The sequence below is a fragment of the Rhodanobacter sp. B2A1Ga4 genome (genome assembly GCF_018101315.1).
GTDB classification, from domain to species: Bacteria; Pseudomonadota; Gammaproteobacteria; order Xanthomonadales; family Rhodanobacteraceae; genus Rhodanobacter; species Rhodanobacter thiooxydans_A.
Genome location: NZ_JADBJR010000001.1, coordinates 1091759 through 1118033, shown reverse-complemented (window position 1 = coordinate 1118033; position 26275 = coordinate 1091759). Strand labels below are relative to the sequence as shown.

The window sequence follows — 26275 nt, the reverse complement described above, 5'->3', positions numbered from 1 at the left end:
CGGGGTTTCATGGGGCAGCCCGGGCCATTCAGTGGCCGGGCAGGGTGTAGCTCAGATCGTAACCGTGCTTGCCGTCGACGATGGTGATCGTCATCGCGCCGTCCAGCCCGGCCAGTTCGCCGGTGCCGGACTCGGGCACTACCGTGACGGTCCATTCCCGCGGCGTGCCGCCGACCATCAGCGCGCGGTGCACCAGCACGAAGCTGCCGCTGCGGCCATGCAGCTTGCCGCTGACTTTTTCCAGCGCCACGTAGGCGCCGGAAGTGGTGCCGTCGCCTGCCGCCAGCATCTCGCCCTGGCTGGTGGCATCGAGGTCGCCATGGAACTGCTTGTCCAGCGACAGGCGGCCGAAGCCGGAGGCCCTGGCCTGGGGGTTGTCGGGGGTCTGCGGCTGTATCTTGACGTCGAAGTTGCCGGTGGCGTGCATGGGGACGGGCTCCGTGGGGGTTCGTGCAAGGGCTGCCGCAGGCAGGGAAGCGGCGACGGTGAGCAGGAGCAGCATCGCAACCTTCATGGGAAACTCCTGCGTGGTGTCGCGTGCCGACATGAAAGCACGGCCGGAGCATCGATGATTGTAAAAACGCGACAGGCCGGCGCCATCTGCGGTGGGTGGCGCGCATGAACGCGGGCGTCGGCGAGGCTCGTGGCGTGCTGCGCCATGCGCCGGTGGCGGGCGTGTTCCACCATGCGCGTATCGCGCCGCCGCCTGTACTGGCCGGCGTGGTGCAGCACTACTGGATCGTGCGCTGGGACCTGCAGGGCGGCCCGCCGCAGCTGCGTGAAACGCTGCCGCACCCGAACGTACACCTGGTGTGCGAAGCCGGCGGCAGTCGCATCCACGGCATTCACAGCGGCCGTTTCAGCACCATGCTGGAAAGGTGCGGTGGCGTGTTCGGCGTGAAGTTCCGTCCCGGCGGGTTCCACGGCTTTCTGCGGCAGCCGGTGTCCGCCTTGCGCAACCGCTCGATCCCGCCGCAACAGGTGTTCGGCGACGATGCGGCGCAGCTGGAGGCGATCCTGCGCGCGCAGCCGCACGACGAACGCATGGTGGCGCTGGCCAGCGACTTCCTCGCCGCCCACCTGCCGCCGCCCGATGCGCAGGCGTTGCGCGTGGGCGAAGTGGTGGACGCCATCGCCACGGAGCGCAGCATCCGCACCCTCGACGACGTGGCCTCGCGCTGGTCCCTGACTCTGCGCACGCTGCAGCGGCTGTTCAACCAGTACGTGGGCATCGGCCCGAAGTGGGTGATCAACCGCTACCGCATGCACGAGGCGCTGCAGCGTGTCGATGCCGGTGACGCGGTGGACTGGTCGCAGCTGGCGCTGGAGCTGGGCTACTTCGACCAGGCACATTTCATCCGCGACTTCAGGGCGCTGGTGGGGTGTCCGCCGGCGGAATATGCCCGGCGGGAGCGGGCGGGCTGAGGCTGGCGCGGCGTGGTATTGGCCGGCGATGCCGGCGTCCTGCCGTGCTACCTTGCGGGGCGTGGCGGCCCGAAGGTCCCGCGTGCGCATGACGGAAGCGGCACGCCGGCCCTGGCTTTCGGCCCGCATACGGGAATGGGCATGCACTTCGACATCTATACGCTCGGCGTCATCGGCGCGGCCATCGGCATCGCCATCTCGATAAGTTTCACCCTGCTCGGGCTGGTGCTGCGTGGCCTGCCGGCGCTGCGCATCTGGGCTACCGCGTTCTGGGTCATAACCGCCGCCGCGCTCCTCCAGGGCCTGAACGAAAATGGCGGTCTGCTCTCCACGGTGGTGGGCGGCGGCCTGATCGCGCTGGCCAACGCGCTGATGCTGATGGGCATCGCCATCCACCTGCGCTATCCGCTGCGCTGGCGCTGGCCGATGGCGGTGGTGGGCCTGTTCGTCGCCTGCCAGGTCTACGTCTACCTGTGGCCGCCGACGCAGACGGTCTCGGCGCTGATGTTCGGCGGCTACAGCGTGGTGTGGGACGTGTGGATGGTCTGGGTGCTGCTGTGGCGCTCGCCGCGGGACATGCGCAACACCTGCAGCTTCACCGCGCTGATCTTCATCATCGACGCGCTGTTCTACCTGCTGCGTTCGGTGGTGGTGCTGTTTCCGGATCTGTTCGCACACACGCGGCTCGACGAACTGCTCACCACCTGGAATTACCTGTTCGGCATCCTGTCCTCGTTCCTGCTGAGCACCGGGTTCACCCTGATGCTGGCCGAGCGGCTGACCCTGGACCTGCGCCGGCTGGCGCGCACCGACGGGCTCACCGGCCTGCTCAATCGCAACGCGCTGATCGAGGCGGGCGAGCGCCTGGTCGATGCCTGTCGCGCACGCGGGCAGGCCTGCAGCGTGCTGATGTTCGACCTGGACCACTTCAAGTCGATCAACGACAACTGGGGCCATGCGGCGGGCGACGCGGTGCTCAACCATTTCGTCGGGGTGATCCGTGGCATGGGGCTGGCCCGCGAGGCCCTGTTCGCGCGTTATGGTGGCGAGGAGTTCATGCTGGTATTGCCTGCCATCAAGCCCGCGGCCGCCGGCGCACTTGCCGAGCGCATGCGCGCCGCCGTGGCGGCGGAACCGGCAGTGTTCGATGGCCGCAGCATCGACATCACCACCAGCGTGGGCGGAGCCACGGCCATTGGCGCGGACTTCGAGCAACTGGTCAATGCCGCCGATGTCGCGCTGTATCGGGCCAAGCACCAGGGTCGCAATCAGGTGGCGTGGAATCCGGGGGCGTAGAGAGAGCCAGGGCATGGGTGGGTCAGCTTTCTGTCCCGGGAACGCAAACCCGCCTCTTTATCTCCGACGTGCCTGCACCGACCCGGCAGCCACGGCATTTCCGCACCCGGTCATACCCGCACTTTTGCCTGTGTAACTCGTACACCCTCAAAAGGGTTGGATAACACCGCTGCCTGTATTCGTACCGATGCTGGTGCTAGCGCTGGTTTGCAAGGGCTTGATCGGCTTTAGGAATTGTCCGCTTGTGCGGTCAGGGGCGGAGCCGCATACTCGGTGCAATACCCCACTTTTGGGGTCTACTAAGCGTTAGTCTCCACCTATGAACTGGCACGATATCCAAGAGGGAACACGATGAGAAACATTTTTGTTGGGGCAGCACTTGCATTCGCCATAGTATCTCCTGCATTTGCGGCGGATCACTCTGCCACGCCAAAGCAACTGACGGTAGTCAAGAGCGCATTCTCTGAGGTGCAGACGCTGAAAGATCCAGATAGCGTGAAGCTCAAGAATGTTCGCATCTCGAAAGACAATGTCTGTGGCGAAGTCAATGCAAAGAATAGCTACGGCGCTTATGTTGGCTACACAACGTTCTATGGTATGTATTTCGCAAAAGACAAGGATGGTAATCCCGTGGCCATGATTATGCACATCGATTCGGACGACGGAGACACAATTGCACAACAAATGTGCGCCACAAATGGATTGTAGTTTTCAGCCAATCCGCAACTAACTGTTCGTCCAAGCGGACGCGCGAAAAAGCCGCGCGCCGCTTAACTCCAGCGTTAGGCCTCACAAGCAAAGACCATGACAGACCAGGTAGACGACACCTTTTACGACAGGGCCGATGCGCACATCGCCTTGGCCAATGAACACTTGAAGTCGGTCAGTCGCGGCAAGGTCAGCGCTTCGTTTCTCTACGGCGCAGCTAGATTCAACGCGTACGTGGCAGCAATCAACTCAGGCACCCGAGACGTCATGGCGTCCGAGAGAGAAAGCATCCTCAGCTACTACCTTGAGGAGTATCGCAAGATGCTCGGCGAGCACCTCGACGACTACCTCGAGAATTATGCTGGCTACATGGCCAAACCCGAAAGTGAGACGTAGCATCAAGTTTGAACTGCACAGCTGATCAGTCGTTCAAGGCGGGCGGGCTTCGCCGCCGCTTAACTCGTTCAAGGCGGACGACTTCACCGCCACTCAACTCAGGCGTTAGCTGGCAATGGATGAATCTCCAGAGTTTGCAGAGCAGTACAGCAGAGCCGAAAGAATTCGGATTGCGTTGCTTGGTACAGCGGCGGGAGGGTTGCTTGTAGCTTTTGAGAAGCTTTGGCTCTCTCCTTGGTTGCGTGAATTTTCAGCCTCGGCGCAATGTCGGACTGTCTTTGGTGTCAGCGGGACTACCGTGCTGTGGCAGGGTCTTTTTGTCGGCCTGCCGTTTCTCGCTGGGCTTGTCGTGGCCTTTGCATTCGGGCGGCGTGGCTTCAAGATCCTCAGAGACGGACAGGTCCCGCCCTTGCGCGAGAAATCGTTGCGCCTGATCAGAATTCGGCGGGGGGCCGGGGCAAAAATCATTGGTTACTTGCATTTGGTGGCGTTTGTGCCTTTCCTTGCTCTCGGGCTCTGGGGATATGCGCAGGCAGAAGGCTTGTCCAGACAGGCGCAGCACAAAGCTGTCGATTGCTCGGCAAACAATTCATTCAAGCCGAAGCCGCTTCACGGCTCGACTTGATTCAGGTGTCAGGCGCCGTCTGGAGATTCGTACAATAAAAGGGGGCGTGGCTAATTAACCCTCGCCCTTCGCGCTGGCGAGCCTTGGACGTGGGATTGGTTGGCCATGAGATGGCCCCGGAATTCCGATGGCGCGACGCCCGGTATCGCACTACTCTGCCTGCTTCCGCATCGGGGGATGGGGAGGGGCTATATGCGCAGGGTATGGAAGTGGCTCGGCCGCCTGCTGGCCGCTGTGCTGGTGCTGTTGCTGGCGGTGGTGCTCTCGGCCTATGTGCTGAGCGAGCGGCGCATGGCGAAGGTGTACCGGATCGACCCGCCGGTGCCGGTGGTGCCCACCGATGCGGCGGCAGTCGAACGGGGCAGCCACCTGGCTGCGATCCGCGGCTGCAAGGATTGCCACGGCGCCGACCTGGGCGGCGCCACCTTCATCGACAATCCGCTGTTCGCCCGGCTGTCGGGTAGCAACCTCACGCCGGGCGGGCCGGGCGGCAAGCTCACCGACGTGGACCGGGTGCGCGCGATCCGCCACGGCGTGGCGCCGGACGGGCGCTCGTTGCTGTTCATGCCGGCGCAGGAGTTCAGCCACCTCGGCGATGCGGACCTGGGCGACCTGCTGGCCTACCTGCACAGCGTGCCGGCGGTCGATCGCACGCCGCCGGCGAACCGGGTCGGCCCGTTGGGGCGCGTACTGTTCGTGGCCGGCAAGGTGCCGCTGTTGCCGGCGGAGATCGTCGACCACGCCGTGCAGCACAGCGAGCCGCCTGCAGCCGGCCCCACCGCCGCCTACGGCGCCTACCTCGCCACCGCCTGCGCCGGCTGCCACGGCAAGGGTTTCTCCGGCGGGCACATTCCGGGCACCCCGCCGGACTGGCCCGATGCCGCCAACCTCACGCCGGACCCGAGCGGCCTGGCGAGCTGGAGCGAGGTCGACCTGAAGAAGGCGTTGCGCGAGGGCGTGACGCCGGGCGGCCGTGCCTTGAAGACCGACTACATGCCGGTGCGGGTGACCCGCTTCCTCACCGACGATGAGGTCGGTGCGCTGTACGCCTACTTCCGCACCCTGCCGGCAAAGCCGCACGGGCAGCATTGAGCTGCGCTGTGGCATCCATGTGGCGCATGGATGCCGCGTGCGCTTTTCTGTATGTTGGCGGCTTCCCAACGCCAAGGCGCGCCGCATGACCGCATCGCTGGAACACCCCGAGCATCTGAGGCGCAGCCTTTCCAACCGGCACCTGCAGCTGATCGCCATCGGCGGCGCGATCGGCACCGGCCTGTTCATGGGCTCGGGCAAGACGATCAGCCTGGCCGGGCCGTCGATCCTGCTGGTCTACCTGATCATCGGCGTGATGCTGTTCTTCGTGATGCGGGCGATGGGCGAGCTGCTCTTGTCCAACCTCGAGTACAAATCCTTCATCGACTTCTCCACCGACCTGCTCGGGCCGTGGGCCGGTTTCTTCTGCGGCTGGACCTACTGGTTCTGCTGGGTGATCACCGCGATCGCCGACGTGATCGCGATCGCCGCCTACGCGCAGTTCTGGTTCCCCGGGCTGGCGCCGTGGATTCCGGCGGTGCTGTGCGTGCTGCTGCTGCTCAGCCTGAACCTGGTGACGGTGAAGTTGTTCGGCGAGATGGAATTCTGGTTCGCGCTGATCAAGATCATCGCGATCATCGCGCTGATCGTCACCGGCTTCGCGCTGGTTGCGTGGGGCTTTACCTCGCCGAGCGGACACAAGGCTTCGCTGGCCAATCTGTGGAATGACGGCGGGTTCTTCCCGAAGGGTATGAGCGGCTTCTTCGCCGGCTTCCAGATCGCGGTGTTCGCCTTCGTCGGCATCGAGCTGGTCGGCACCACCGCCGCCGAGACGGCCGACCCGAAGCGCAACCTGCCCAAGGCGATCAACTCGATCCCGGTGCGCATCATCATCTTCTACGTGCTGGCGCTGGTCGCGATCATGATGGTGACGCCGTGGCGCCTGGTGGAAGCTGGCAAGAGCCCGTTCGTGGAGCTGTTCGTGCTGGCCGGCATCCCGGCCGCGGCCAGCCTGATCAACTTCGTGGTGCTGACCTCGGCCACCTCCTCGGCCAACAGCGGGATCTTCTCCACCAGTCGCATGCTGTACGGCCTGGCCGAGGAGCAGCACGCGCCGAAGGCGTTCGCGCGGCTGTCGCGGGCGGCGGTGCCGTCGCTGGGCCTGTTGTTCTCCTGCTTCTGCCTGCTGCTGGGCGCGGCGATGATCTACCTGATCCCCGACCTGATCACCGCGTTCACCCTGATCACCACGCTGTCGGCGGTGCTGTTCATGTTCGTGTGGTCGCTGATCCTGTTCGCCTACATGGCCTACCGGCGCAAGCGGCCGCAGCTGCACGAAGCGTCGACATACAAGATGCCCGGCGGCGTGTTCATGTGCTGGGTGTGCCTGGCGTTCTTCGTGTTCGTGCTGGTGCTGCTGAGCCTGCAGCCGGATACCCGCGAGGCGCTGATCGCCAGCCCCGTGTGGTTCGTGCTGCTGGGCATCGGCTACCTGTGGAAGGGGCGCCGGGCGCGTCGCGCGGCGGCCGTACCGGTGGAGTAAGCGGGCGGCATCGACGCGGTGGCAGCGGGCCGCTGCGCTACGTCGCCGGATCCGTGCCATGGGAAGGAAAGGCCACGCGGGCGTGGCCTTTCCGTGTCGCCCGCGCTGCGATGAAGGTCGCTGCGCGGCCCCGCACGATTCATTGCTTGTTCGAATCGAACGACGTCGTGCGGCCGGACTTGGGGTTGTGGTTGGATGTCTTCATGGTCCTGCCGTCGGCGGACACGCTCATGGTGCTGGTGAGCGTGGTCTTTCCATCCTTCTGGTAGGTCTCGCGAAGGGTCTGCTTGTCCAGTCGTTTCACCGACACGGTGCCGTCCTGCTTGCCGTGGTTCATCAGCGGCACGGCCTTGCCGTCGATCATGGCGGTGTAGGCGTTGCCGGATTCGTCGCTGTAGCTGATGTCATTGCCGGCGACCTTGTAGGTGTCGCTGGAGATGCCACCGCTGGCGCTGATGCCCTGGCTGAATTGCCATGAGCCGGCGACCGCGTGCGACCCCGCGGCGCCGTTGCTGGTCCGCTTGAACGTCGCCTTGGCGCCGCCGGTTGCGGCGCCGTCGTGGTACTGGGTGAACTCGCTGGTGGCGGTCTTGCCGTCCGCCGCCACGGTGAAATTGCCGCCGGACACGACCTTGCCATTCTGCTTGTCGGTTTCCTGGATGGTGTGCTCGTCGACGACCTTGATGGCCACCGTGTTGAAGTTCTCGTGCCCGCTGACCGGGTGATCCTCGCCGTCGGCCTTGACGCTGATCGCTGGCGTGCAGTTGCATTGGTACATGCCGTCCTTGAGCGACATCACCAGCGGTTTGCCGGTACGGTGTACCGAGGCCGGGTCCAGTTTCCAGGTACCGGTGAACGAGTCCTGCGCCCACACAAGCGCAGGGGCCAGCAACGCGAGCGCGAAGCCCGCGAGGAGCAGCCGTTTCATGATTGCCTCCAGATTGGGGCCCGGGTCGTACCGCCGGCGCGCTGGCCCTCGGGCGCCGCGCCTTCAAGCATTGTCGCGGCGACGTTACTGATACGTGAAGCCCGCGACCGGCAACGATGCATGACGGGCGGGCCAGCCGTGCCTGCCCGCGGGGCGGCGTGCCCTGGCAGGGTTATCCGGGGTATTGGTCGTGGATCTTCACCTGGCTCCAGGTGGGCTGCTGCGGCCAGCCTTCAGGCGAGTCCTCCCAGGCTTCCTGGCGGCCCCACGGGGTGGCGTCGAGCAGGCCGAAGGTGCTGATGGGCAGCTCGATGCCGCGGCCGGTGGTGAACCAGGTCTGGAAGATGCCTTCCTCCGTGCGCAGGAACACCGACAGGCCGAACGGGGCGCCTTCGGCGGCGACGAAGTCATCGTGGAAGCGGCTGCCGAAGCAGGAGTACCAGGGGAAGCGCCAGCCCAGCCGCGCCTTGACCGGCTCGATCTCGGCTACCCGGGCGCGCGAGACCACCGCGAAGGTGGCGCCGCGCGCGTTGAGGTGCGCCAGGTTGCCGATCTGGTCGCAGTAGAACGAGCAGCCGGGGCAGACATGGTCCGAATCCGGCGCCAGCATGTTGTGGTAGACGATCAGCTGTGGGCGGCCTTCGAACAGCTCGGCAAAGCTGTGCGTGCCGGCGGGCGAGGCGAACGTGTAGCCGTCGTCGACGCGGGTCATCGGCAGGCGCCGGCGCTTGGCGTTCACGGCGTCCTGCGCGCGGGTCAGTGCCTTTTCTTCCGCGAGCTGGGCGTGGCGCGCGGCCTGCCATTGTTCGCGGCTGACGATGGGTGGATGGTTCTTCATGGTGGTCTCCTGCGGGTTCGCTCAGTCGCGGTCGGGTGCGCCGAGCGGGAAGTACGAACGGTACGGGCGTGCCTCGTCCACCGCGCGGGCGAACGAGGGGCGCGCCAGCAGGCGTTGCCGGTAGGCCAGCACGTTGGCGCATCCCGGCGGGATCGGGTGGGTCCAGTCGGCGTAGAACAGCGCCGGCGCGGCGGCGCAGTCGGCGAGGCTGAAGTCGCCGCCGGTGGCCCAGTGGCGGTCGGCGAGTTTCCGGTCCAGCCAGGTGTAGGCGATGTCGAGCATGGCGCGCGCTTCCTTCACGCCGTAGGGATCGCGGTCGGCGGCGGGGCGCAGGCTGTCCCACACGATCTTCTGCTGCGGCGTGTGCACGTAGTTGTCGAAGAAGCGGTCCATCGCACGCGCCTCGAGCGCGGTGTCGGCGTCGACGGGAATCAGCGGTGCGCTGCCGGGGTAATGCCGGTCGAGGTACTCGATGATGATGCTCGATTCGACCACCGTGCGTTCGCCGTCGCGCAGCAGGGGAAAGCGGCGGATCGGCCACAGCGCGGTGAATTCGGCGTCGGTGACGGCATCGTCCGGCGTGAGTACGCGCCATTCGAACGCTGTACCGTTCTCGTACAGCGCGATCAGCACCTTCTGGCAGTAGGAGGAGAACGGATGGGCGTAGAACGCGAGGGACATGGCGGATCGCCTTGTGGTGTGGGTTGTCCATGCGACGAATGGCCGCCGGCCGGATCGACATGGCCGGGCCCGCGCTTGACCGGGGTCAAGGCGGCGGCCGGCGACGCTGCCGAATATCGGTGTCAACGACACCGTGACAGTGTCCATGAAACGAGGCAATCCGATGGAATTCCATATCGCCCTGACTGATGCGTCCCCCAGTCCTGCCGTCGTGCAGGATGCCCTGTTCGACATCGATCCGACCGCGGTGGCCGATCTCGACATGAGCGGCCTGGTGCTGCGGGTATCCGCCGTGATGACGTCGGCGGACCTGATCGAGGTGCTGCGGCAGGTTGGCTGGCCGGTGGCGCCGAAGCAGGTGGTGCAGCTGCCGTCGATCTGCTGTGGCGGTTGCGGTGGCTGACGCGGCGGCCAGCCGGCGGTTTTCCTGACCGGCGTCAACGCGGGCCGGCGCCGCGCCCCGCAGCTTGCCGGTGATCATTTTCTGGAGTGTCCCACCCATGTCCTTCGATATCGTGGTCATCGGTGCCGGCCCGGCCGGCTTGTGTTTCGCCCGTTCGCTGGCCGGCAGCGGCCTGCGCATCGCGCTGATCGAACGGCAGCAGGAGGCTGCGCTGATCGTACCCGCCGACGATGGTCGCGAGATCGCGATCACCCACCACTCGCAGCGGCTGCTGCACGAGCTGGGCCTGTGGGCGCGCCTGCGCGAGGAGGAGGTTGGCACCCTGCGCGACGCGCTGGTGCTCGACGGCGACGACCGCGATGGCCTGATGTTCCGCCACGACGAGGCGGGCAAGTCGCAGCTGGGCTGGCTGGTGAGCAACCACGCGATTCGCCGTGCCGCGTACGAGGAGGTGATGGCGTTGCCCGAGGTCGAGCGCATCACCGGCGCGCGGGTCGGCGCGGTGCGTACCGATGCCGACGGCGTCCGGGTCGAACTGGACGGTGGCGACACGCTGCATGCGCAACTGCTGGTCGCGGCCGACAGCCGCTACTCCGACACCCGCCGCGCGATGGGCATCGGTGCGCAGATGCGCGACTTCGGCAAGACCATGCTGGTGCTGCGCATGCGCCATGAGGTGCCGCACGAACAGGTGGCGTGGGAATGGTTCGGCCACGGCCAGACCCTGGCCCTGCTGCCGTTGCACGATGCGCACACGTCTTCGGTGGTGCTGACCCTGACCCCGCCGGTGATGCGCGAGCTGCTGGCGCTGGACGATGCGGCGCTGGAAGCCGCCATGGCCGCACGCTTCGGGCACCGGCTGGGCGCGATGAGCGTGGCCGGCCCGCGTTGCGCCTATCCGCTGGTGGGCGTGTATGCGAAGCGTTTCGTCGCCGAGCGCTTCGCGTTGATCGGCGACGCGGCGGTGGGCATGCATCCGGTCACCGCGCACGGTTTCAACTTCGGCCTGCTCGGGCAGGACATCCTGGCGCGCGAGCTGCGCGCCGCGCAGGCCGCCGGGCAGTCCATCGCCGCGCCCGCGCTGCTGGCGCGTTACGAACGCCGGTTGCGGCTGGCCACGCGGCCGCTGTACCTGGCTACCAACCTGCTGGCCGGCCTGTACACCGACGACCGCCGCCCGGCGCGCGCGCTGCGCAAGCTGGCGCTGGGTGCGGGCGCGCGGCTGGCGCCGTTCCGGCGGCTGGTGATGTCGGGGCTGACCGCCGAACACGGCGGCGTGCCGGCACCGCTGCGCCGTTTGCGCCCGCCGCGATGGGCCTGAGGGAACCGTGCGGGCGTCTGCTTACTATCGGTCGAAACGTCCCCACAGCAACTTGATGGCCACGCCGGCCAGCAGGAGGCTGCCGATCGCCAGCATGGCTTCGCCCGCGCGTTGCTGGTCGTCGAGCAGGTAGTTGTTGCACAGGCGTACCGGCGAGACCAGGTACAGCCAGCCCAGCCGGAAAAACGTGGCGATCAGTTCGAGCAGGAATACGCCGCGCACCACAAAACCCATGCGCGGCCAGCCCAGCCCCAACGGCAGGCCGATCAGCAGCGGCACGCTGGTGAATTTGGCGAACGCCATCCAGGCCTCGCTGACGGCAGCATCCAGCGAGCGTGGCAGCATCCAGAACATGCCGGCCAGACTGGCCAGCACCAGGCTGGTGATGCCGTGGTAATTCCAGCGCGCGATGCTGGCGTCGAGCCGCGGCGGCAGCGCGGCCGGCAGCAGGTAGCCGACGCCGATCAACAGCGGGATCTGCACCAGCATCTGCAGAACCATGCGGCTTTCCAGCAGTTGCCGCGACGGCGGCAGCAGCAAGGCCGCGAACAACAGCGCGGCGAAGGCCGGGGCCGGGCGCTGCAGGCCGGTGATCATCGTTCGAGCTTGCTGCGCACGGTCTGCGCGACCGCTTGCGGATTGCCCGCATCGAGGATCTGCACCAGCCGTCCTTGCGGATCGACGACCTGGATCGCGGCGTTGTGCACGTAGCCGCCCATCCCGTCCGGCACCACGGTGACGCCGAACGTGCGCAGCAGCTGCCGCAGCCCGTCATCGCTGACTGGTCGGGCGGCGATCCAGCCGGGGCCGCGGTCACGAAAGCGTTTCTGGTAGGCGGCAAGTTCGGCCGGCGTGTCGTGCGTCGGGTCGAAACTGATGCTGAGCAGCACCAGCCTGCCGTCGGCCAGCGGCGCGGCGAGCTGATCCTGCAATTGCGCAAATTCGCCGCCCAGCGCCAGGCACCAGCTGAGGCAGCGGGTGTAGACGAAGTCGACCAGCACCCAGCGCCCACGCAGCTCGGCCAGGTTGACGTGTGCGCCGGACTGGGTTTCCAGCGTCACGGCCGGCACCGGTGGCGGGTGTCGCCGCACCGCAAGGCGGCGCGCGGTTTCGCTGGTGAACGCGTGGAAACCGTCGGTGGCGACCGTCAGCACGGCGCCACCGAGCACCAGCAGCAGGGCGCTAGCCAGCAGGGTGCGCAGGATCGGCATCGACCGGCGCCTTGAGCAGGCCGACGATGATGCGCGTGGCGAACAGCAGCATGCCCAGGATCAGCACCATCGCGGCGATGGAACCGGCCCGGTCGTACGGCAGCCATTCCGGCAGGTGCGCCGCGAAGCGCCGCGCCACGCTCATGTGGCCGGCGTACAGGAACACCATGCAGAAGCTGATGCCGCCCACGACATACAGGAGCAGGCCGGCGCGGTCGGTTCCGCTGTTGACCGGCGCCTGCTGGCGACTGCCGACCACGTGGTAGAGCAGGGTGAGGATCATCGGCAGCACGCCGAGCAGCAGGTAGAAGTGGAAGTGTCCCGGCACCCATTGTGTGTTGTGCATCACCCGGTTGACGCTGATGGTGCCGTCGATGATCGCCGGCACGATGCCGGCGGCCCAGCCGAACAGCGCCAGCACGGCCAGCATCGAGGGCATCTTCCAGCGCAACCCGGAGCGGTGGATGTTGGTCAGTACACCGTAGGCGGTGACCAGGAACACCGGGAAGCCGGCCGCGTAGGAGATGATCTGGCCCATCACCAGCATCCAGCGCGGCTCGGCGTAATCCATCAGCAGATGGTGCGGGAACACGATGATCACGAATACGGTGCTCGCCGCCCACGACCACAGGAACGGCCGCGAGACCCCGTAGGGTTTGCCGGTGTAGCGCGGCAGCAATTCGTAGACGGCGATCACGCCCATGTAGATGGTGGCGTTGATGATCATGTGGCCGAACCAGTAGATCAGGTTCTTCACCACCAGCGCGTTCAGCGCCACCTCCGGGTCGTAGGCATTGATCAGGCACATCACCAGTACCACCGCGCCGGCCAGGATGCCGAGCGAGTTGGCGATGATCACCATGGTGCTGGCGACCACGGCCTTGGGATGGTTCGGATCGATCTCGCCGCCGAACAGCCATTGCAGCCCCAGTCCGCGACCCAGGTTGCCGAAGCGGCGGATGATCGCCGCGGCGGCATCCAGGTAGAACAGCAGCATGCCCACGCCGATCAGCAGGTAGCCGACCATGAACACGGCGGCGGCGCCGTTGCTCCACTGGCCCATCGAGTGCACCGGCAGCGGGTACAGGAAAGTCCACGCACTGGCGAAGTTGCCGATGAATACCGCCCCGATGATGCACAGCGCGCCCAGCATGAACAGCACGTAGTTGCTCACGAACGCCCACAGGTGCAACGACACGTACTTGCGCAGGAAGAACCACATCACCGCGGTGCTGGCCAGGCTCATGGTGCCAACCATGCCGGCGCCGTGCATGGTCATGACCTTGTAGAACATCGCGGCCTGGACCGGCGTCCAGTCAGCCTGGGTCATGCGCATGGTCAGGCCCAGCAGCATCATCAGCACGAACAGCAGCAACGCGGTGATCATGTACAGGTTGAACGCCACGTGTTCGCCGCGCGGCAGTCTTTCGTCCTGCGGGTAGAGTTCGAGCGAGCTCATGACTTGTGCCCCCGGGCGGCGACGTCGAGTTCGGCGGTCATCCCGTTGTGGGCGACGCCGCAGTATTCGAGGCACATGATCCGGTAGGTGCCCGGCGTGCGGAAGGTGTACAGGATCTTGTTGGTGAAGCCGGGCATCGCCTGGGTCTGGATGACGATACGGCCATCCGGCGCGTAGATCGCGAAGCCGTGGTTCACGTCGTCGCTGGTAACACGGAACTCGACGGGCTCGTCGACCGTGAGCCGGGTCTCGCTGACATCCCAGGTCCATTGATGGCCGACAACGTTGACGACCTGCGCGGCCTGCAGCGGTTCGTGTTGCAGCGGAATGGGAAAGGGTCGCAGGCTGGCCCAGGCGATCCCGATGCCAAGCAGCAGCAGCGCCAGGAACAGTCCGCGGCGCAAGGTGATGGAACTTCGGTGGGCGCGTGCGGCCTCGGCGGTCCCGGCCGGCCTGCCGGCCTGGACGATGGCATAGACGAAGCCCAGTGCCACCAGCCCCATCCCCGTCAGCGTGATGGCCCAGATCATGTTCTGGAAGATCATGGTCGTGCTCTCCCCGGAAAGCGCCACGTCCAAGCCCGTCTACGCCGTCTCGGCAGCAGTGTCAAGGAAAGATGGCGGGGAGGTCGTGATGGCGGCAGCGAGGCCTGTCACGGAATAGCCTTCCAGACGGCCGTGTTGCGGCGCGCATGACGCCGGCACGACAACCTGTCGAATGGCGGCCCGAACCGCGGTATCAGGGCGTCACGGGGAGTCGCCGAGTCGCGAGGCGATGCGCACCTCGCCGGTCAGCACCTTGTGGATTGGGCACTTGTTGGCGATCTGCAGCAGGCGCTCGCGCTGCGCGTCGTCCAGCTCGCCGCGCAAGGTGATCACGCGGGTGATGTCGTTGCCCGACTCGGGCGTGCCGTCGGGGTTGAAGGCGAGCTCGACGTCGACATGTTGCAGCGGCCAGCCCTTGCGCGCTGCGTACATCTGCAGCGTGATCGCGGTGCAGGCGCCCAGCGCGGACAGCAGCAGCCGGTGCGGCGCCGGGCCGGTGTTGGCACCGCCTTCCTCGACTGGTTCGTCGGCGTGCCAGGTGTTGCCCTGGTCGTCGGTGAACTCGACTGCGTACGGCGCGCCGCCGGTGCTGGCGCGGACGGTGGGGATGCTCATGGCGGGTACTCCTGCGTCGGGTTTCAGATCACGTCCCACATGTAGCCGTCGTGCGCGAGCACCGCGCCGGCCAGCTGTTCGATCGCCTCGTCCTCGTTGCGTTCCAGACCGCGCACGTTACGCGCCATGCGCCGGCGCGCCTGCCGGGCGAATACTTCGGCGATGCTTACGGCTTCGTCCGCAGCGGGATGCGCCTGCTTCAGCAGGCTGTCGGCGCGCGACAGCACGCACAGGCCCACGAACAGGTCGATCGCGATGTCGGCCAGGCGCTTCTGCGCGTGCTGCATGTCGGCCGCCTTCTTGCCGTAGCGGCGCAGCAGCGCGTCGGAGGATCTGGACAGTTCCACCGTGTATTTCTCGTAGGTGGCGGCGACCTTGCGCAGCCGCGGCGACAGCTCGTGTGCGATGCGGTCGATGCCGTAGCCGGTAGCCTCGCGCATGCGCCGGCCGGTGTAGCTGCCGAGCACGCCGAAGCCCTTGATCGGCTCGTTGAAAATGTCGCCCACGGCGGCCTTCAGCTCGGAGAGGCCCGCGCCCACGCCCTTCAGGCCGGACAGCGCGATGTACAGCCGCAGGATCTCGTTGGTGCCCTCGAAGATCGACAGGATGCGCGTGTCGCGGGTGATCTGCTCGTACGGAAACTCGCGCATGAAGCCGTTGCCGGCGGCGATCTGCAGCGCCTCGTAGGACGCGCGCTGCACCGCCTCGCTGGCGAACACCTTGCTCATCGCCGCCTCGACCGAGTAATCGCTGCCGCCGCCGTCGATCAGGTGCGCCACCATCCACACCGCGCTCTCGGCGGCGAAGCAGTCCACCGTCATCTGCGCGATCTTCTCGCGCACCAGGCCGAACTCGGCGATCGACTGGCCGAACTGCTTGCGCTCCTTCGCCTGCGCGCTGGCCAGGCGGATCAGCGTGCGCATGCCGCCGACTGCGCCGCCGCCCAGACCGGTGCGGCCGCTGTTCAAGATGCTCATCGCCACCTTGAAGCCCTTGCCGACCGGGCCCAGCACGTTTTCCGGCGGCACCCGCACGTCGGCGAATGCGACCGTGGTGGTGCTTGATGCGCGGATGCCCATCTTGTCTTCGTGCGGGCCGTGGCTCACGCCGGGCCACTTCGCCTCGACCAGGAACGCGGTGATCTTGCCCTCCGGCGTGTCGGTGCGCGCGAACACGGTGTAGAAGTCGGCGATGCCGCCGTTGGTGATCCAGATCTTCTCGCCCGAAAGCGTCCAGCTGCCGTCGTCGTTGCGCGTTGCCTTGGTGCGGATCGAGGCGGCGTCGGAGCCGGCGCCGGATTCGGTGAGGCAGAACGCAGCGATCATCTCGCCGCTGGCCAGCTTCGGCAGGTAGCGTTGTTTCTGCTCGTCGCTGCCGAACAGCAGCAGACCTTTCATGCCGATCGAGCTGTGCGCGCCGATGGTCAGCGAGACCGAGCTGTCGTGGCTGCTGGTCTGACCCAGCACGCGTGCGTAGGCGCCGTTGGACAGTTCCATGCCGCCGAACTGCTCGGGGATGATCAGGCCGAACAGGCCCATCTCGCGCAGCGCCTGGATGAACCCGGCTGGCTGCTCGGCGTCGCGGTCGTACTGCTTCAGTGCGGCGCCCTTGTCGGCGAGGAACTGGTCGATCGCGTCGGTCATGGCGCCCAGCATTTCCCTGTCGCGCGCGTTGATCTCGGGGTAGGGGAACAGGTTCTCCTCCAGGATGTTGCCCAGGAACAGCTGCTTGGCGGCGCTGTCGTCGCTGCGCAGTGCGGGCTGCTCATGGGTGGCGGGCGATGGCGTGTTCACGACGCATTCTCCTGGCGGGGTGGAAAGCGCATTCTGGCACCTGGGGCGCCGAAGGCGATGCCGCCAATCGCCGCAGGCCGGATCGCCCGGTGGCCGCGGTATGCTCGCCAGGCATTTCAACAGGGGAAGTCCATGCATCGTTTCGGCATCTTCGCGGCGCTGACGGCGCCGCTCCTGCTGGCGGGCTGCGCGTCGCACGCGCCGACCAGGCCGGCCAACACCATCACGCTGACCCTCGACGAAACGGGCGAGTCAGCGGCCGACGCCGACCTGCAGAAGGTGCACGACGCGCTGAAGATGATCGAAAGCGGCAGGATCCAGCTGGCGGTCGAGGGGCCGTTGACCGAGGTCGTCGACAAGTACGAAACGATGTATGCGGGCAAGCCCGGCAAGGTGTTCTGCGCCCGCGGCATGGTCGATGGACTGACCTACGCCGGGCTGGGCAGCAAGGCAGTCAATGGCAAGGCGGACGTGCCGGTGCAGGTAATCGGCCCGGCCTGGGCGATGGCGTACTGGGCTCGCGGCTACGCCTACAGCGAGATGGCCCGTTATGCGGATGCACGGGCCGAACTGGAAAAGGCCCTGGCCTTGTCGCCGATGGACAGCCAGTACAAGAGCGAACTCGCGTTCACCTATCAGCGCGACGGAGACTGGAAGAGGATGCTGGCTCTGTACCAGGAGGCCGAGGGCGATGCGGACATCAGCGGCGCCACGCCCGCGCAAGCCACCCGGTTGAAGTGCGTGGCACTGCGTGGTCAGGGTTACGCACTGGTCGAACTGCATCGGCTCGACGAGGCGGCCGGGGCCTACCAGGGCTGCTTGAAACTCGTTCCCGGCGAACCCAAGTCCTTGGGCGAACTGAACTATATCCAGGGCTTGCGGGCGAAGGCGCACTGAGCGCCGCCCACGATCCCGATTTGCGGAGGTAGGGCCATGGCAACCGGTTGGGCAGGCGACGGCGCGGTACAGGACCAGATCGACGCCACGGTCAGCGACGCGGTGCAGCGGGCGCGCCAGCAGCTGCGCCAGGGGCCGGGCCTGAAGCACTGCGAGGAATGCGATGCGCCGATTCCCGCGGCACGGCGCAAGGCCGTGCCTGGCGTGCGCCTGTGCGTGGCCTGCCAGGAAGCGCAGGATGCGGGGCAGCGCAGTGCCGGTCTGTACAATCGCCGCGGCAGCAAGGACAGCCAGCTGCGCTGAACGGGTGCGCGCAAACGACAACCGCCGCACGGAAGCGCGGGCGCGTGGGGGCGGGTGCTTGTGCGCTCCGTCGACAAGCGGCAAGCTCGGGCTCTATCGACCGGGCCGACCCGGGTCTCGCGGGGCGGTTGGCAACGGATTACTGGCGTGATTGCTTGGAGGCACAGGCCATTTCTACCGCATCGAACCCATCCGAACTCGCCGCTGGCATCAACTATTTCTTCGCGTTGCTGCCGGATGAGCAGGCACGCAATGCGATCGCCGGCGTGGGCGAGCGTTTCCGCAAATCGCACCGGGTCAGCGGATCGCCGGTCGGCATCGACAGCCTGCACCTGACGCTGTGCCCGATGGGCAAGCCCGAGTGGCGATTGCGGCAGCCGCTGGAGGAGGCGCTGCTGGCCGCGGCCGGCGAAGTGCGTGCGCCGGGGTTCGTGGCCACGCTGGATGCGGCGATGCGCTTCAGCGCCAGGGACGGGCAGTTTCCGTTCGTGTTGTGCGCGGACAGCGCCACTACCGAGGCGGCGCTGAGCCTGCGCAAGGCGATTGCCGCGGCGCAGCTTCGTGTGGGCCTGCAGGTCAGTGGCGTGTCCAGCTTCCTGCCGCACGTGAGCCTGCTGCATGGCCATGCGGTCGATGCGATCGAGGAATCGGTCGCGGCAATCCACTGGCGCGTGTCCGAGTTCGTGCTGATCCGCAGCTTCTTCGGCCAGTCGAAGTACGAAGTGGTTGGTCGCTGGCCGCTGGCGGCGGTAGCCGCGCCCGAGCCGCTCGACCTGCTGGCGGAGATGGCCAGCCTGCCGGACCTTGCGGAACTGCCGGACTGGTTCGACGGGGAGTGATCGGCACCGGACGCGGCTCGCGTCAGATCGACGGCTCGGCGTTCGCGGTGCACGCCTCGCGACGCCGCTGGCGCGCCAGGTTGTGTTCGCGGTGGGCGATGTACAGGCTGGCGCCGATGATGATGGCGGCGCCCGCCGCGGTGTAGTGGTCCACCTCTTCGCCGAAGATCCACCAGGCCAACACCGCCACGATCAGCAGCTGCAGGTAACTGAACGGCGCCAGCAACGAGGCGTCGGCCAGCCGCAGCGCGCGCGTCCAGCAGTAATGCCCACTGGTGCCGAGCGCGCCGGACAGCACCAGCCACGGCCAGATGCCGGCGTGCGGCCATTGCCATACGGGCAGCGCGGCGGGCAGCGACAGCGGCACCCACAGCAGGGTGGTCAGCAGCACGATGCGGTCGGCCGGCTCGCTGCCGGTCAGCGACTTGATGCTGATCGTCACCGCACCGGTCAATCCCGCCGCCAGCAGCGCGACCAGGCTGCCGGCGGTGAACGCGTCACTGCCGGGCCGCACGATCACCAGCACGCCGATGAAGCCGGCCACCACCGCGCTCCAGCGGCGCAGGCGCACCACCTCGCCGAGGAACAGCACTGCGCCGATGGTGACGAACAGCGGCGAGGAATACGACAGCGCCACCGCCTCGGCCAGCGGCAGGTTCACGATCGCCCAGAAGCCGGCCAGCATGCCGCCCATGCCGAGTACGCAGCGCATCACGTAGAAGCCGAAGCGTGGCGTGTGCAGCAGCTGCCAGCCGTGCACATACAGCAGCGGCAGCGCGAACAGTGCGCCGAAGGTGCTGCGGAAAAAGGTGATCTGGAACGGGTGCAACTGGGCGGAAGCGAGCCGGATCGACACCGCCATCAGCGCGAAGAAACCGGCGCTGCCCAGCATCAGCAGCACCGCGCGCAGCGGCAGCGGCGTGGAGGTGGGCGGCGATGCAGGGATCGGGTCCAGGACCGTGCCGTGGGAAGCTGGGGGAGGCGCGCATGGTACCCCACCCGCGCATCGGCTTTCGCCCGGCCGGTGGCGGTGTTGTTGCGCTGCCTGGCGAGGAACCTCAGTGCGCGGGCGGTGCTGCGGTGTCTGTTCCACCGCCCGACCACGCCTGCAGCCGCTCGCGCACGGCCGGTTCCAGGCCCTTCAGTCCCCAGCGCCGACCTTCCGCCAGCGCAGCCTCGGCCGGCAGGCCGTCGATCAGCGCGGCACGCAGGGCGATCATCGCACCCACCCGGTTGCCGCTGGCGCAATGCACCAGGGTCGGCTGGTCGCCGGCGTCGCGCAGCAGGCGGTCGAACTGCACGACCCGGGCGCGGGTCAGGTCGCCGGCGCCGCGGATCGGCAGGTTGTGGTAGCCGATGCCGGCTGCCCGCACGGCGGCGGCTTCGTCGAAGCCGGGCGTCTCGCTGTCCAGGCTGAGATCGATCACCTGGCGGATGCCGGCGCGTTTCAGCGTGGCGATGTCACCGGCCTGCAAACGCCCGGAGGCCACGCGGTGCGGCGCCGGGAACGCGACATGGGCAAGCCCGGCCATGGCGGCTTCTTCCGGCGCGGCGGCGACGGAAACGGAGACGAGCATGGCAAGTGCCAGCAACAGCAGCAGCGGACGGTACATCGGTGGATACCTGAGGGCGGGATGCGATCAGGATAGCCGGGCCGGAGACTTCGAACAGGCCCTCAGGCGGCGGCCGACTCCACGAAAGTCACCAGGTTGCCGTCCGGATCGCATACCGGGGCGAAGCGCACGTAGTGGGTCGCCAGTTGCGGCGACGGTACGTCGATCTGCCGTCCCTGCAGGCCGAGCAGGATCTCGTCGAGATCGTCCACGATGATGCCGAGCGATACCGAGCCGGCATGCGGGCTCGTCTCGTCCAACTCGCTCCTGGGCAACACCTGGATCCGCGTGCAGCGGGCGATCTGCCACTCGGCGCAGGAGTCGTTCGAACCGTTGTCCGGCATCCGTCCGAACAGGCGGGCGTACCAGTCGCTGGAAGCGGCGAAGTCGCTGGCGGCAACCGTGGCGAGAACCGGGTGGGGATGCATGGCAAGTCTCCGCGGCGGTGCACGCAAAGCTAGCGTCATGCCGATGTCGAGCGCGTGAAGGCATGCGACGTGCGCCCGTATAATCGCCAACCCCTTGATGGAATGACCAGGATCGACCGATGTCCGACATCCCCGCCTGCCCGCTGTGCGCGATGGAGAACACCTATCCGGACGGCGACAACTACGTCTGCGCCGACTGCGGCCACGAGTGGCCGATCGCGGCCGGTGCGCCTGCGGCCGATGCCACGCTGGTGGTGCGCGACGTCAACGGCAACGTGCTCAACAGCGGCGACACGGTGACGGTGATCAAGGACCTGAAGGTGAAGGGTTCGTCGATCCCGCTGAAGCAGGGCACGCTGATCCGCAACATCCGCCTGGTCGACGGCGACGACGAACACATCGAAGGCAACTCGGACAAGATCAAGGGACTGGTGCTGAAGGCGTGCTTCCTGAAGAAGGCTTGAGCTGAGCCTACTGGCGCGCCTCGATCCGCAGTCCGCGCGGCGTCAGCCGGCGCTCGACCAGCTCGAACAGGCTCTGCACCAGCAGCGCCAGCACGGCGGCCGGGATCGCGCCCTGCAGGATCAGGCCCACGTCGTCCAGCCGGATGCCGGTGAGGATCGGCTGGCCATAACCACCGGCGCCGATCAGCGCCGCCAGCGTGGCTGTGCCCACGTTGATCACCGCGGCGGTCTTGATGCCGGCCAGGATAGAGCGCATCGCCAGCGGCAGTTCCACCCGGCGCAGCCGCACGCCGGGCGGCAGGCCCAGCGCGGCGGCAGACTCGCGCAATTCCGGCGCGATGCCGACCAGGCCGGCGTGCGTGTTGCGCACGATCGGCAGCAGGCTGTACAGGAACAGCGCGGCGATCGCCGGCCAGGTGCCGATGCCGAGCAGCGGGATCATGAACACGAACATCGCCAGCGACGGTACCGTCTGCAGCACGCCGGTCAGGCCGATCACCCACTGGCCCAGCCGCCGTTGCCGGGCCGCCAGGATGCCCAGCGGGATCGCCAGCAGGATGGCCAGTCCCAGCGAGATCGCCACCAGCTTCACGTGTTCGGCGCTGCGCTGGAGCAGCTGCGACCACGGCCCGCCATCGTGGCCGCCCGCATGGATGCCGAGAAAATCCGCGGCCACCACGTTTTCGCCGATGCCGCGCAGTTTCACCCGCGCGTTCATCGCGCGCATCGCATCCTCGTCGATGCTGCCGGTGAGCTTGCGCAGCACGCCGACGAAGGCGGGCGAGCTTTGCTCCAGCGCCAGGCGGTACAGGTAGACCGCGTCGTAGCGCGGGAAGTAGTGGCGGTCGTCGCGCAGCGTGCGCAGGTGGTAGTAGGGAATCTCCGCGTCGGTGCTGTACAGGTCGATCGCGTCGACGGCGCCGCTGGCCACCGCGCGGTATGACAGCGCGTGGTCGAGGCCGCTCACCTTGGTCTGCGGCAAGCCGTAGCGTTGGCGCAGGCCGGGCCAGCCGTCGCCCCGGTCCATGAACTCGTTGGAGAAGCCGAAGCGCAGGGCGGGGTGCTGCAGTAGGTCGGAAATGTCGGCGATGCCCAGCCGCGCGGCGACGTCGGCACGCATGCCGATCGCATAGGTATCGCTGAAGCCGAGCGAGTCGGTGATGCCGATGCCCAGGGGTTTCAGTCGTGCGCGCAGAGTGGCGATGTCCGCGTTCGCCGGCACGCCTTTCAGCAGTTCCTGGGTGAGCGTGCCGGTGTATTCGGGATAGGCGTCGATCCCGCCTTCGAGCAGGGCGCGCCACAGGATGCTGGTGCCGCCCAGCTCGCGCCGGTGCACCGCATCGACGCCGGCCTCGCGCGCGCTGGCCAGCGCCACTTCACCCAGGATCACCGATTCGGTGAACTGCTTGGAACCGATGCGCACCGGCGTGGCCTGTGCCGGCGCGGGCAGCAGGCAGGCGCCCAGCAGCAAGATCAGCAGAGGCAGCGTGCCGCGCATCACGGTGCCTCCGGCAAGCGTCGCTGCGCCGCGACGAAGCGGCTGACGAACGCATCGGCGGGGCGGTCGCGCAGGTCGCGGAACGTCCCGTCCTGCAGCACGGCGCCCCGGCGCAGCAGCACCAGCCGTTCGGCGAACCAGGCCGCCTCGGCCAGGTCGTGGGTGACCACGATCACCGTCTTGCCGAGCTGGTCGAAGATCTGTTTCAGCTCGTCCTGCAGTTCGTGCCGCACCACCGGGTCGAGCGCGCCCAGCGGTTCGTCCAGCAGCAGCGCGTCGGGATCGGCCATCAGCGCGCGCATCAGCGCCACGCGCTGGCGCTGGCCGCCGGACAGTTCGGCCGGGTAGCGCTCCAGCACGCCAGCCGGCAGATGGGTCAGTGCGGCGAGTTGTTCCGCGCGCTGCCGGATGCGCTCGCGGTTCCAGCCCAGGTGGCGCGGCAGCAGGGCCAGGTTGCCCAGTGCGGTGAGGTGGGGAAACAGGCCGCCATCCTGGATCACGTAGCCGACCCGCCGGCGCAGCGACAGCACGTCGGCGCGCTGCAGGGGCCGACCGTCGACTTCAACATGGCCGTGGTCCGGCCATTCCAGCCCGAGCAGCAGCCGCAATACGGTGGACTTGCCCGAGCCGCTGCTGCCGATCAGTGCCGTGGTGGTGCCGGCGGCGAACGCCAGGCTGGTGCACTCGAGCGCGTGCAGTTTGCCGTAGCGCTTGCTGGCCTGCGCCAGCGCGAAGGCGATGCCGCCGGAGGACTCAGCCGTGGACATGGCGTGTCATGGCGTGTCGACCTTCAGTCCGGTGGCGGGGGAAGCGGGGCCGGTGGGCAATGCGACTGCGCCGGTGCCGCAGCGGCTGCGGTGCAGTCGTGAGCCTATCAGCAGAGCGGATTCAGGCGCCAATGGTGACTGCGCTGCGTTGACCGGGTACCTCGCGGACTGCTACGGCGCACCGTTCATCAGCGCACGGTTGCCGCCCTGCCGTTTGGCGTTGTACATCGCGTCGTCGGCGTGTCGCAGCAGCTGTTTGTCGTCCTCGCCGTGATCGGGATAGAGGGCGATGCCGATGCTCGCCGATACCTGCAACCGGCAGCCGGCCAGTTCGAACGGCCGCCCGAGGGCGGCACGGATCTTCGTGGCGACCACGACGGCGTGTTCGGGCAGGCCGATGTCGTTGAGCAGCACCACGAATTCGTCGCCGCCGATGCGCCCGACCGTGTCGGATTCGCGCACGCAGTGGTTGATGCGCGCGGCCACCTCGCGCAGCAGCAGGTCGCCGATGTCGTGGCCATGACGGTCGTTGACTGGCTTGAACTTGTCCAGGTCGAGGTACAGCACGGCCAGCCGCCGCTGCTCGCGCCGGGCCATGGCCAGTGCGCTGTGCAGGCGGTCGTGGAACAGCTCGCGGTTGGGCAGGTCGGTGAGCTGGTCGTGCCGGGCGAGGTGCTGCAGGCGGGTATGGGTCTGCTTGCGCTCGATCGCCGCGGCGATCTGGGTGGAGACGAACTGCAGCAGCGCCTTGTCCTGCTCGCCGTAGCGTGTTTCGCCGGAGTAACTCTGCACCACCAGCGCGCCGATCACGCCCGACTGCCCGTTGAGTGGCACGCCAAGCCATTCCAGCGAATCCCGGCCGCTGATCGGGCCCACCCGTGCGGGCAGTTCCACCCGGGTATCCGGCGTCAGCAGCAGCGCCTGGCCGCTGCGGATCACCTCGCTGCTGAGCGTGCCGGAATCCAGGCTCTGAGTCGGCGGCGGCTGCTCGCACTCGTCGACGAAGTAGGGGAAGCTCAGCTGGTCCTTGTTCGCGTCGTACAGGGCCACGAAGAAATTGTCGGCCGGCAGCAGCTTGCCGACGACCCGGTGGATGTGCCGGAACAGCGCCAGCAGGTCCTCCGCCAGGTGCGCCGCCTCGGAGATGGAGTGCAGCGCCATCTGCATCAGCTCGGCGCGCTTGAGTTCGGTGACATCGCGCGCCACCGCGATCCGCACCTGGTCCACCTCCGACCAGCGCGCCGACCACATGATGTGGATGACCCGGCCGTCCTTGCGCACGTAGCGGTTCTGGAAATGCGGCTTGGAATGGCCGGCCATGATCTCGTCCGCCGCCTGCAGGGTGCGCTCGCGGTCGTCGGGGTGGACCAGTTCGAGCATCGACCGGCCGATGACCTCTTCAGGCGTATAGCCGAAGATGCGCTCGAAAGCGGCACTGACGAAGACGTAGCGGCCCTGGACGTCGACCACGCAGATCGCGTCGAGCAGGAGGTCCATGACGTTGCTGAAGGGGAGGCCGGCGCCCGATTCCAGCGGAGGAGGCGGTTGGTTCATTCGTACCTGTTCGAGCGTGGAGCCTGGTGATGCGGTTATGCCGAGTTCGAAGCCTATCCGGAATCCGTGCGGGAAATGTCTACGCGCGCATCCCTGGCGCGAAACCCAATGGCGGGCTATTTTTCGTGGATGGCTTCCGGCACGGGCCGGCATCGCGCCGGGCGGCTTATGGTGGCGTTGCACACATCGGGCGAGGGACAGTGATGTTCAGGCGGATCCTGCTGGTTCTGGCGCTGGCCTCGGCCATGGCGTTGCCGCTACGGGCGGCGACGATCCCGCCGACCCAGGTGGCCGTGCTCGCCACGCTGCACCAGCTGCATGCCACCACGCCGGCCTATTCGTTCGAGGCACTTGGCCGCGCCATCGAGCGGTTGCAGCCCGACGTGCTGTGCGTCGAACTGCAGCCGGACGATTTGCAGCGGCGTCCGGCGGAGCCGACCAAGCAGGAATACACGGAGGTCGTCTATCCGCTGATCGACCGCCACCATTACCACGTCTACGCGATGGAGCCGGCTGATCCCGCGTACAGCGGCATCCTCACGCCGTACATCCAGGCCGGCCAGGATTTCAGCGTACGGGCACCGGAGCAGGCCGAGGCGTTCTCGCGCTACAGCGACGGCGCCTACATCGGACTGCAGGCGTACTGGACGTCGCCGACACGGGTCAACGACGCGGTGACCGATTCGGTGCTGCGCGCCAAGCACGAGCTGCAGCAGGCGATGGTCGGCAACGGCGAGCGCACCGGCTGGGAACGCTGGAACCAGCAGTTCCTCGGCATCATCCTGCAGGCGGCGAAAGAGAATCCGGGCAAGCGCATCGTGGTGGTCGTGGGCGCCGAACATGGCTACTGGCTGCGCGGGCACCTGGCCCAGGCGGCCGGCGTGCAGTTGCTCGATACGGCCGAGTTGCTGCGGGCGCCACCCGCGAAACCGGTGCCGCGAGCCGCTGGAGCCGGCGTGCCGACCACGTGATGGCGGCGACCGCCGACAACCACCAGTAGGCCCTGCATTAATTTCCGGATGACCACGCTTGCGACGCTGGGCGCCGCCGCACCCGTCATGCTGGCCGGCAGCAACGTACAGGCGCAAGACAC

Annotated in this window: 30 protein-coding genes; 14 read left to right on the top strand and 16 right to left on the bottom strand. The window is 67.3% G+C overall.

Going from position 1 to position 26275, the window contains the following annotated elements:
- Positions 1–28: 28 nt before the first annotated feature.
- A complete protein-coding gene (locus tag IMW82_RS05200) occupies positions 29–427 on the bottom strand; it encodes a DUF3224 domain-containing protein (protein ID WP_211004005.1) in 399 nt (132 codons plus the stop codon).
- Between the two features lie 191 nt (positions 428–618).
- Between IMW82_RS05200 and IMW82_RS05195 the strand changes: the two genes are divergently transcribed.
- From IMW82_RS05195 to cycA, 7 genes are all read left to right on the top strand, one after another.
- The gene (locus tag IMW82_RS05195; RefSeq protein ID WP_211004004.1) at positions 619–1425 is read left to right on the top strand and encodes a helix-turn-helix domain-containing protein; all 807 of its coding nucleotides are present in this window, start codon (positions 619–621) and stop codon (positions 1423–1425) included.
- Between the two features lie 141 nt (positions 1426–1566).
- A complete protein-coding gene (locus tag IMW82_RS05190) occupies positions 1567–2721 on the top strand; it encodes a GGDEF domain-containing protein (RefSeq protein ID WP_211004003.1) in 1155 nt (384 codons plus the stop codon).
- Positions 2722–3072: 351 nt separating this feature from the next.
- Positions 3073–3429 (top strand): hypothetical protein, encoded by a 357-nt coding sequence (locus IMW82_RS05185; RefSeq protein WP_211004002.1) that lies wholly within the window; start codon positions 3073–3075, stop codon positions 3427–3429.
- Positions 3430–3525: 96 nt separating this feature from the next.
- The gene (locus IMW82_RS05180) at positions 3526–3825 is read left to right on the top strand and encodes a DUF3144 domain-containing protein (RefSeq protein ID WP_211004001.1); all 300 of its coding nucleotides are present in this window, start codon (positions 3526–3528) and stop codon (positions 3823–3825) included.
- Between the two features lie 115 nt (positions 3826–3940).
- On the top strand, positions 3941–4450 hold the full coding sequence (locus IMW82_RS05175) for a hypothetical protein (protein WP_211004000.1): 510 nt from the start codon (positions 3941–3943) through the stop codon (positions 4448–4450).
- A gap of 192 nt (positions 4451–4642) precedes the next feature.
- Positions 4643–5542, top strand: a complete 900-nt coding sequence (locus IMW82_RS05170) for a cytochrome c (RefSeq protein ID WP_108472554.1) — start codon at positions 4643–4645, stop codon at positions 5540–5542.
- 85 nt (positions 5543–5627) lie between these two features.
- Positions 5628–7025: a D-serine/D-alanine/glycine transporter gene (gene cycA, locus IMW82_RS05165; RefSeq protein WP_108472555.1), complete on the top strand. Its 1398-nt coding sequence runs from the start codon at positions 5628–5630 to the stop codon at positions 7023–7025.
- Between the two features lie 139 nt (positions 7026–7164).
- Here the strand turns inward: cycA and IMW82_RS05160 are convergent, their stop codons facing one another.
- The 3 genes from IMW82_RS05160 to IMW82_RS05150 form a co-directional block, all read right to left on the bottom strand.
- Positions 7165–7953 carry a hypothetical protein gene (locus IMW82_RS05160; protein WP_108472556.1) on the bottom strand — a complete coding sequence of 263 codons (789 nt, stop codon included), beginning with the start codon at positions 7951–7953 and terminating at the stop codon, positions 7165–7167.
- Positions 7954–8125: 172 nt separating this feature from the next.
- Entirely contained in the window at positions 8126–8791 is a 666-nt protein-coding gene (locus IMW82_RS05155; protein ID WP_108472557.1) for a DUF899 domain-containing protein, read from the bottom strand.
- A gap of 21 nt (positions 8792–8812) precedes the next feature.
- Complete coding sequence (locus IMW82_RS05150; protein WP_108472558.1) at positions 8813–9472, bottom strand: glutathione S-transferase family protein; 660 nt, start codon at positions 9470–9472, stop codon at positions 8813–8815.
- 163 nt (positions 9473–9635) lie between these two features.
- Here IMW82_RS05150 and IMW82_RS05145 point away from each other — a divergent pair, with 163 nt between their 5' ends.
- Both IMW82_RS05145 and ubiM read left to right on the top strand, forming a co-directional pair.
- A complete protein-coding gene (locus IMW82_RS05145) occupies positions 9636–9875 on the top strand; it encodes a hypothetical protein (RefSeq protein WP_108472559.1) in 240 nt (79 codons plus the stop codon).
- A gap of 97 nt (positions 9876–9972) precedes the next feature.
- Positions 9973–11196 carry a 5-demethoxyubiquinol-8 5-hydroxylase UbiM gene (ubiM, locus tag IMW82_RS05140; RefSeq protein WP_108472560.1) on the top strand — a complete coding sequence of 408 codons (1224 nt, stop codon included), beginning with the start codon at positions 9973–9975 and terminating at the stop codon, positions 11194–11196.
- A 24-nt stretch (positions 11197–11220) separates the two neighbouring features.
- Here ubiM and IMW82_RS05135 read toward each other — a convergent pair whose 3' ends face one another.
- The 6 genes from IMW82_RS05135 to IMW82_RS05110 all read right to left on the bottom strand — a co-directional run bounded on the left by IMW82_RS05135 (position 11221) and on the right by IMW82_RS05110 (position 16819).
- Positions 11221–11793 (bottom strand): hypothetical protein, encoded by a 573-nt coding sequence (locus IMW82_RS05135; protein ID WP_108472561.1) that lies wholly within the window; start codon positions 11791–11793, stop codon positions 11221–11223.
- Positions 11790–12407, bottom strand: coding sequence for an SCO family protein (locus IMW82_RS05130; protein WP_108472562.1), 618 nt, complete (start codon positions 12405–12407; stop codon positions 11790–11792). Before IMW82_RS05130 ends, IMW82_RS05135 begins: the two co-directional genes overlap by 4 nt.
- Positions 12379–13866 carry a cbb3-type cytochrome c oxidase subunit I gene (locus IMW82_RS05125; protein ID WP_108472563.1) on the bottom strand — a complete coding sequence of 496 codons (1488 nt, stop codon included), beginning with the start codon at positions 13864–13866 and terminating at the stop codon, positions 12379–12381. Before IMW82_RS05125 ends, IMW82_RS05130 begins: the two co-directional genes overlap by 29 nt.
- Entirely contained in the window at positions 13863–14411 is a 549-nt protein-coding gene (locus IMW82_RS05120) for a cytochrome oxidase (RefSeq protein ID WP_108472564.1), read from the bottom strand. Before IMW82_RS05120 ends, IMW82_RS05125 begins: the two co-directional genes overlap by 4 nt.
- A gap of 201 nt (positions 14412–14612) precedes the next feature.
- Positions 14613–15026: an OsmC family protein gene (locus IMW82_RS05115; RefSeq protein WP_108472565.1), complete on the bottom strand. Its 414-nt coding sequence runs from the start codon at positions 15024–15026 to the stop codon at positions 14613–14615.
- Between the two features lie 23 nt (positions 15027–15049).
- Positions 15050–16819, bottom strand: a complete 1770-nt coding sequence (locus tag IMW82_RS05110) for an acyl-CoA dehydrogenase family protein (RefSeq protein ID WP_108472566.1) — start codon at positions 16817–16819, stop codon at positions 15050–15052.
- 132 nt (positions 16820–16951) lie between these two features.
- On the opposite strand from IMW82_RS05110, the gene IMW82_RS05105 reads away from it, so the two are divergent.
- The 3 genes from IMW82_RS05105 (at position 16952) to IMW82_RS05095 (ending at position 18858) form a co-directional block, all read left to right on the top strand.
- Complete coding sequence (locus IMW82_RS05105; protein ID WP_108472567.1) at positions 16952–17716, top strand: hypothetical protein; 765 nt, start codon at positions 16952–16954, stop codon at positions 17714–17716.
- A 36-nt stretch (positions 17717–17752) separates the two neighbouring features.
- Positions 17753–18019 carry a DksA/TraR family C4-type zinc finger protein gene (locus tag IMW82_RS05100; protein ID WP_108472568.1) on the top strand — a complete coding sequence of 89 codons (267 nt, stop codon included), beginning with the start codon at positions 17753–17755 and terminating at the stop codon, positions 18017–18019.
- Between the two features lie 155 nt (positions 18020–18174).
- Complete coding sequence (locus IMW82_RS05095; protein ID WP_108472569.1) at positions 18175–18858, top strand: 2'-5' RNA ligase family protein; 684 nt, start codon at positions 18175–18177, stop codon at positions 18856–18858.
- Between the two features lie 22 nt (positions 18859–18880).
- On the opposite strand, the gene IMW82_RS05090 is transcribed toward IMW82_RS05095, so the two are convergent.
- From IMW82_RS05090 to IMW82_RS05080, 3 genes are all read right to left on the bottom strand, one after another.
- Positions 18881–19813 (bottom strand): DMT family transporter, encoded by a 933-nt coding sequence (locus IMW82_RS05090; RefSeq protein WP_108472651.1) that lies wholly within the window; start codon positions 19811–19813, stop codon positions 18881–18883.
- Between the two features lie 103 nt (positions 19814–19916).
- Entirely contained in the window at positions 19917–20471 is a 555-nt protein-coding gene (locus tag IMW82_RS05085) for a sulfur transferase domain-containing protein (RefSeq protein ID WP_108472570.1), read from the bottom strand.
- A gap of 62 nt (positions 20472–20533) precedes the next feature.
- Positions 20534–20899 (bottom strand): VOC family protein, encoded by a 366-nt coding sequence (locus IMW82_RS05080; RefSeq protein ID WP_108472571.1) that lies wholly within the window; start codon positions 20897–20899, stop codon positions 20534–20536.
- 119 nt (positions 20900–21018) lie between these two features.
- On the opposite strand from IMW82_RS05080, the gene IMW82_RS05075 reads away from it, so the two are divergent.
- On the top strand, positions 21019–21363 hold the full coding sequence (locus tag IMW82_RS05075) for a zinc ribbon domain-containing protein YjdM (protein ID WP_108472572.1): 345 nt from the start codon (positions 21019–21021) through the stop codon (positions 21361–21363).
- 7 nt (positions 21364–21370) lie between these two features.
- Here IMW82_RS05075 and IMW82_RS05070 read toward each other — a convergent pair whose 3' ends face one another.
- The 3 genes from IMW82_RS05070 to IMW82_RS05060 form a co-directional block, all read right to left on the bottom strand.
- The gene (locus tag IMW82_RS05070; protein ID WP_108472573.1) at positions 21371–22861 is read right to left on the bottom strand and encodes a glycine betaine ABC transporter substrate-binding protein; all 1491 of its coding nucleotides are present in this window, start codon (positions 22859–22861) and stop codon (positions 21371–21373) included.
- Positions 22861–23628: an ATP-binding cassette domain-containing protein gene (locus IMW82_RS05065; RefSeq protein ID WP_108472574.1), complete on the bottom strand. Its 768-nt coding sequence runs from the start codon at positions 23626–23628 to the stop codon at positions 22861–22863. Before IMW82_RS05065 ends, IMW82_RS05070 begins: the two co-directional genes overlap by 1 nt.
- A 171-nt stretch (positions 23629–23799) precedes the next feature.
- The gene (locus IMW82_RS05060; protein ID WP_108472575.1) at positions 23800–25182 is read right to left on the bottom strand and encodes a GGDEF domain-containing protein; all 1383 of its coding nucleotides are present in this window, start codon (positions 25180–25182) and stop codon (positions 23800–23802) included.
- A gap of 203 nt (positions 25183–25385) precedes the next feature.
- On the opposite strand from IMW82_RS05060, the gene IMW82_RS05055 reads away from it, so the two are divergent.
- Positions 25386–26153, top strand: a complete 768-nt coding sequence (locus IMW82_RS05055) for a hypothetical protein (protein ID WP_108472576.1) — start codon at positions 25386–25388, stop codon at positions 26151–26153.
- The last annotated feature ends 122 nt before the right edge of the window (positions 26154–26275 follow it).

Excerpts from the sequence above, each read along its gene's own strand:
- IMW82_RS05200 (WP_211004005.1), bottom strand. The coding sequence starts at position 427 with ATGCACGCCACCGGCAACTTCGACGTCAAGATACAGCCGCAGACCCCC.
- IMW82_RS05195 (WP_211004004.1), top strand. The coding sequence starts at position 619 with ATGAACGCGGGCGTCGGCGAGGCTCGTGGCGTGCTGCGCCATGCGCCG.
- IMW82_RS05190 (WP_211004003.1), top strand. The coding sequence starts at position 1,567 with ATGCACTTCGACATCTATACGCTCGGCGTCATCGGCGCGGCCATCGGC.
- IMW82_RS05185 (WP_211004002.1), top strand. The coding sequence starts at position 3,073 with ATGAGAAACATTTTTGTTGGGGCAGCACTTGCATTCGCCATAGTATCT.
- IMW82_RS05180 (WP_211004001.1), top strand. The coding sequence starts at position 3,526 with ATGACAGACCAGGTAGACGACACCTTTTACGACAGGGCCGATGCGCAC.
- IMW82_RS05175 (WP_211004000.1), top strand. The coding sequence starts at position 3,941 with ATGGATGAATCTCCAGAGTTTGCAGAGCAGTACAGCAGAGCCGAAAGA.
- IMW82_RS05170 (WP_108472554.1), top strand. The coding sequence starts at position 4,643 with ATGCGCAGGGTATGGAAGTGGCTCGGCCGCCTGCTGGCCGCTGTGCTG.
- cycA (WP_108472555.1), top strand. The coding sequence starts at position 5,628 with ATGACCGCATCGCTGGAACACCCCGAGCATCTGAGGCGCAGCCTTTCC.
- IMW82_RS05160 (WP_108472556.1), bottom strand. The coding sequence starts at position 7,953 with ATGAAACGGCTGCTCCTCGCGGGCTTCGCGCTCGCGTTGCTGGCCCCT.
- IMW82_RS05155 (WP_108472557.1), bottom strand. The coding sequence starts at position 8,791 with ATGAAGAACCATCCACCCATCGTCAGCCGCGAACAATGGCAGGCCGCG.
- IMW82_RS05150 (WP_108472558.1), bottom strand. The coding sequence starts at position 9,472 with ATGTCCCTCGCGTTCTACGCCCATCCGTTCTCCTCCTACTGCCAGAAG.
- IMW82_RS05145 (WP_108472559.1), top strand. The coding sequence starts at position 9,636 with ATGGAATTCCATATCGCCCTGACTGATGCGTCCCCCAGTCCTGCCGTC.
- ubiM (WP_108472560.1), top strand. The coding sequence starts at position 9,973 with ATGTCCTTCGATATCGTGGTCATCGGTGCCGGCCCGGCCGGCTTGTGT.
- IMW82_RS05135 (WP_108472561.1), bottom strand. The coding sequence starts at position 11,793 with ATGATCACCGGCCTGCAGCGCCCGGCCCCGGCCTTCGCCGCGCTGTTG.
- IMW82_RS05130 (WP_108472562.1), bottom strand. The coding sequence starts at position 12,407 with ATGCCGATCCTGCGCACCCTGCTGGCTAGCGCCCTGCTGCTGGTGCTC.
- IMW82_RS05125 (WP_108472563.1), bottom strand. The coding sequence starts at position 13,866 with ATGAGCTCGCTCGAACTCTACCCGCAGGACGAAAGACTGCCGCGCGGC.
- IMW82_RS05120 (WP_108472564.1), bottom strand. The coding sequence starts at position 14,411 with ATGATCTTCCAGAACATGATCTGGGCCATCACGCTGACGGGGATGGGG.
- IMW82_RS05115 (WP_108472565.1), bottom strand. The coding sequence starts at position 15,026 with ATGAGCATCCCCACCGTCCGCGCCAGCACCGGCGGCGCGCCGTACGCA.
- IMW82_RS05105 (WP_108472567.1), top strand. The coding sequence starts at position 16,952 with ATGCATCGTTTCGGCATCTTCGCGGCGCTGACGGCGCCGCTCCTGCTG.
- IMW82_RS05100 (WP_108472568.1), top strand. The coding sequence starts at position 17,753 with ATGGCAACCGGTTGGGCAGGCGACGGCGCGGTACAGGACCAGATCGAC.
- IMW82_RS05085 (WP_108472570.1), bottom strand. The coding sequence starts at position 20,471 with ATGTACCGTCCGCTGCTGCTGTTGCTGGCACTTGCCATGCTCGTCTCC.
- IMW82_RS05080 (WP_108472571.1), bottom strand. The coding sequence starts at position 20,899 with ATGCATCCCCACCCGGTTCTCGCCACGGTTGCCGCCAGCGACTTCGCC.
- IMW82_RS05075 (WP_108472572.1), top strand. The coding sequence starts at position 21,019 with ATGTCCGACATCCCCGCCTGCCCGCTGTGCGCGATGGAGAACACCTAT.
- IMW82_RS05070 (WP_108472573.1), bottom strand. The coding sequence starts at position 22,861 with ATGCGCGGCACGCTGCCTCTGCTGATCTTGCTGCTGGGCGCCTGCCTG.
- IMW82_RS05065 (WP_108472574.1), bottom strand. The coding sequence starts at position 23,628 with ATGTCCACGGCTGAGTCCTCCGGCGGCATCGCCTTCGCGCTGGCGCAG.
- IMW82_RS05060 (WP_108472575.1), bottom strand. The coding sequence starts at position 25,182 with ATGAACCAACCGCCTCCTCCGCTGGAATCGGGCGCCGGCCTCCCCTTC.
- IMW82_RS05055 (WP_108472576.1), top strand. The coding sequence starts at position 25,386 with ATGTTCAGGCGGATCCTGCTGGTTCTGGCGCTGGCCTCGGCCATGGCG.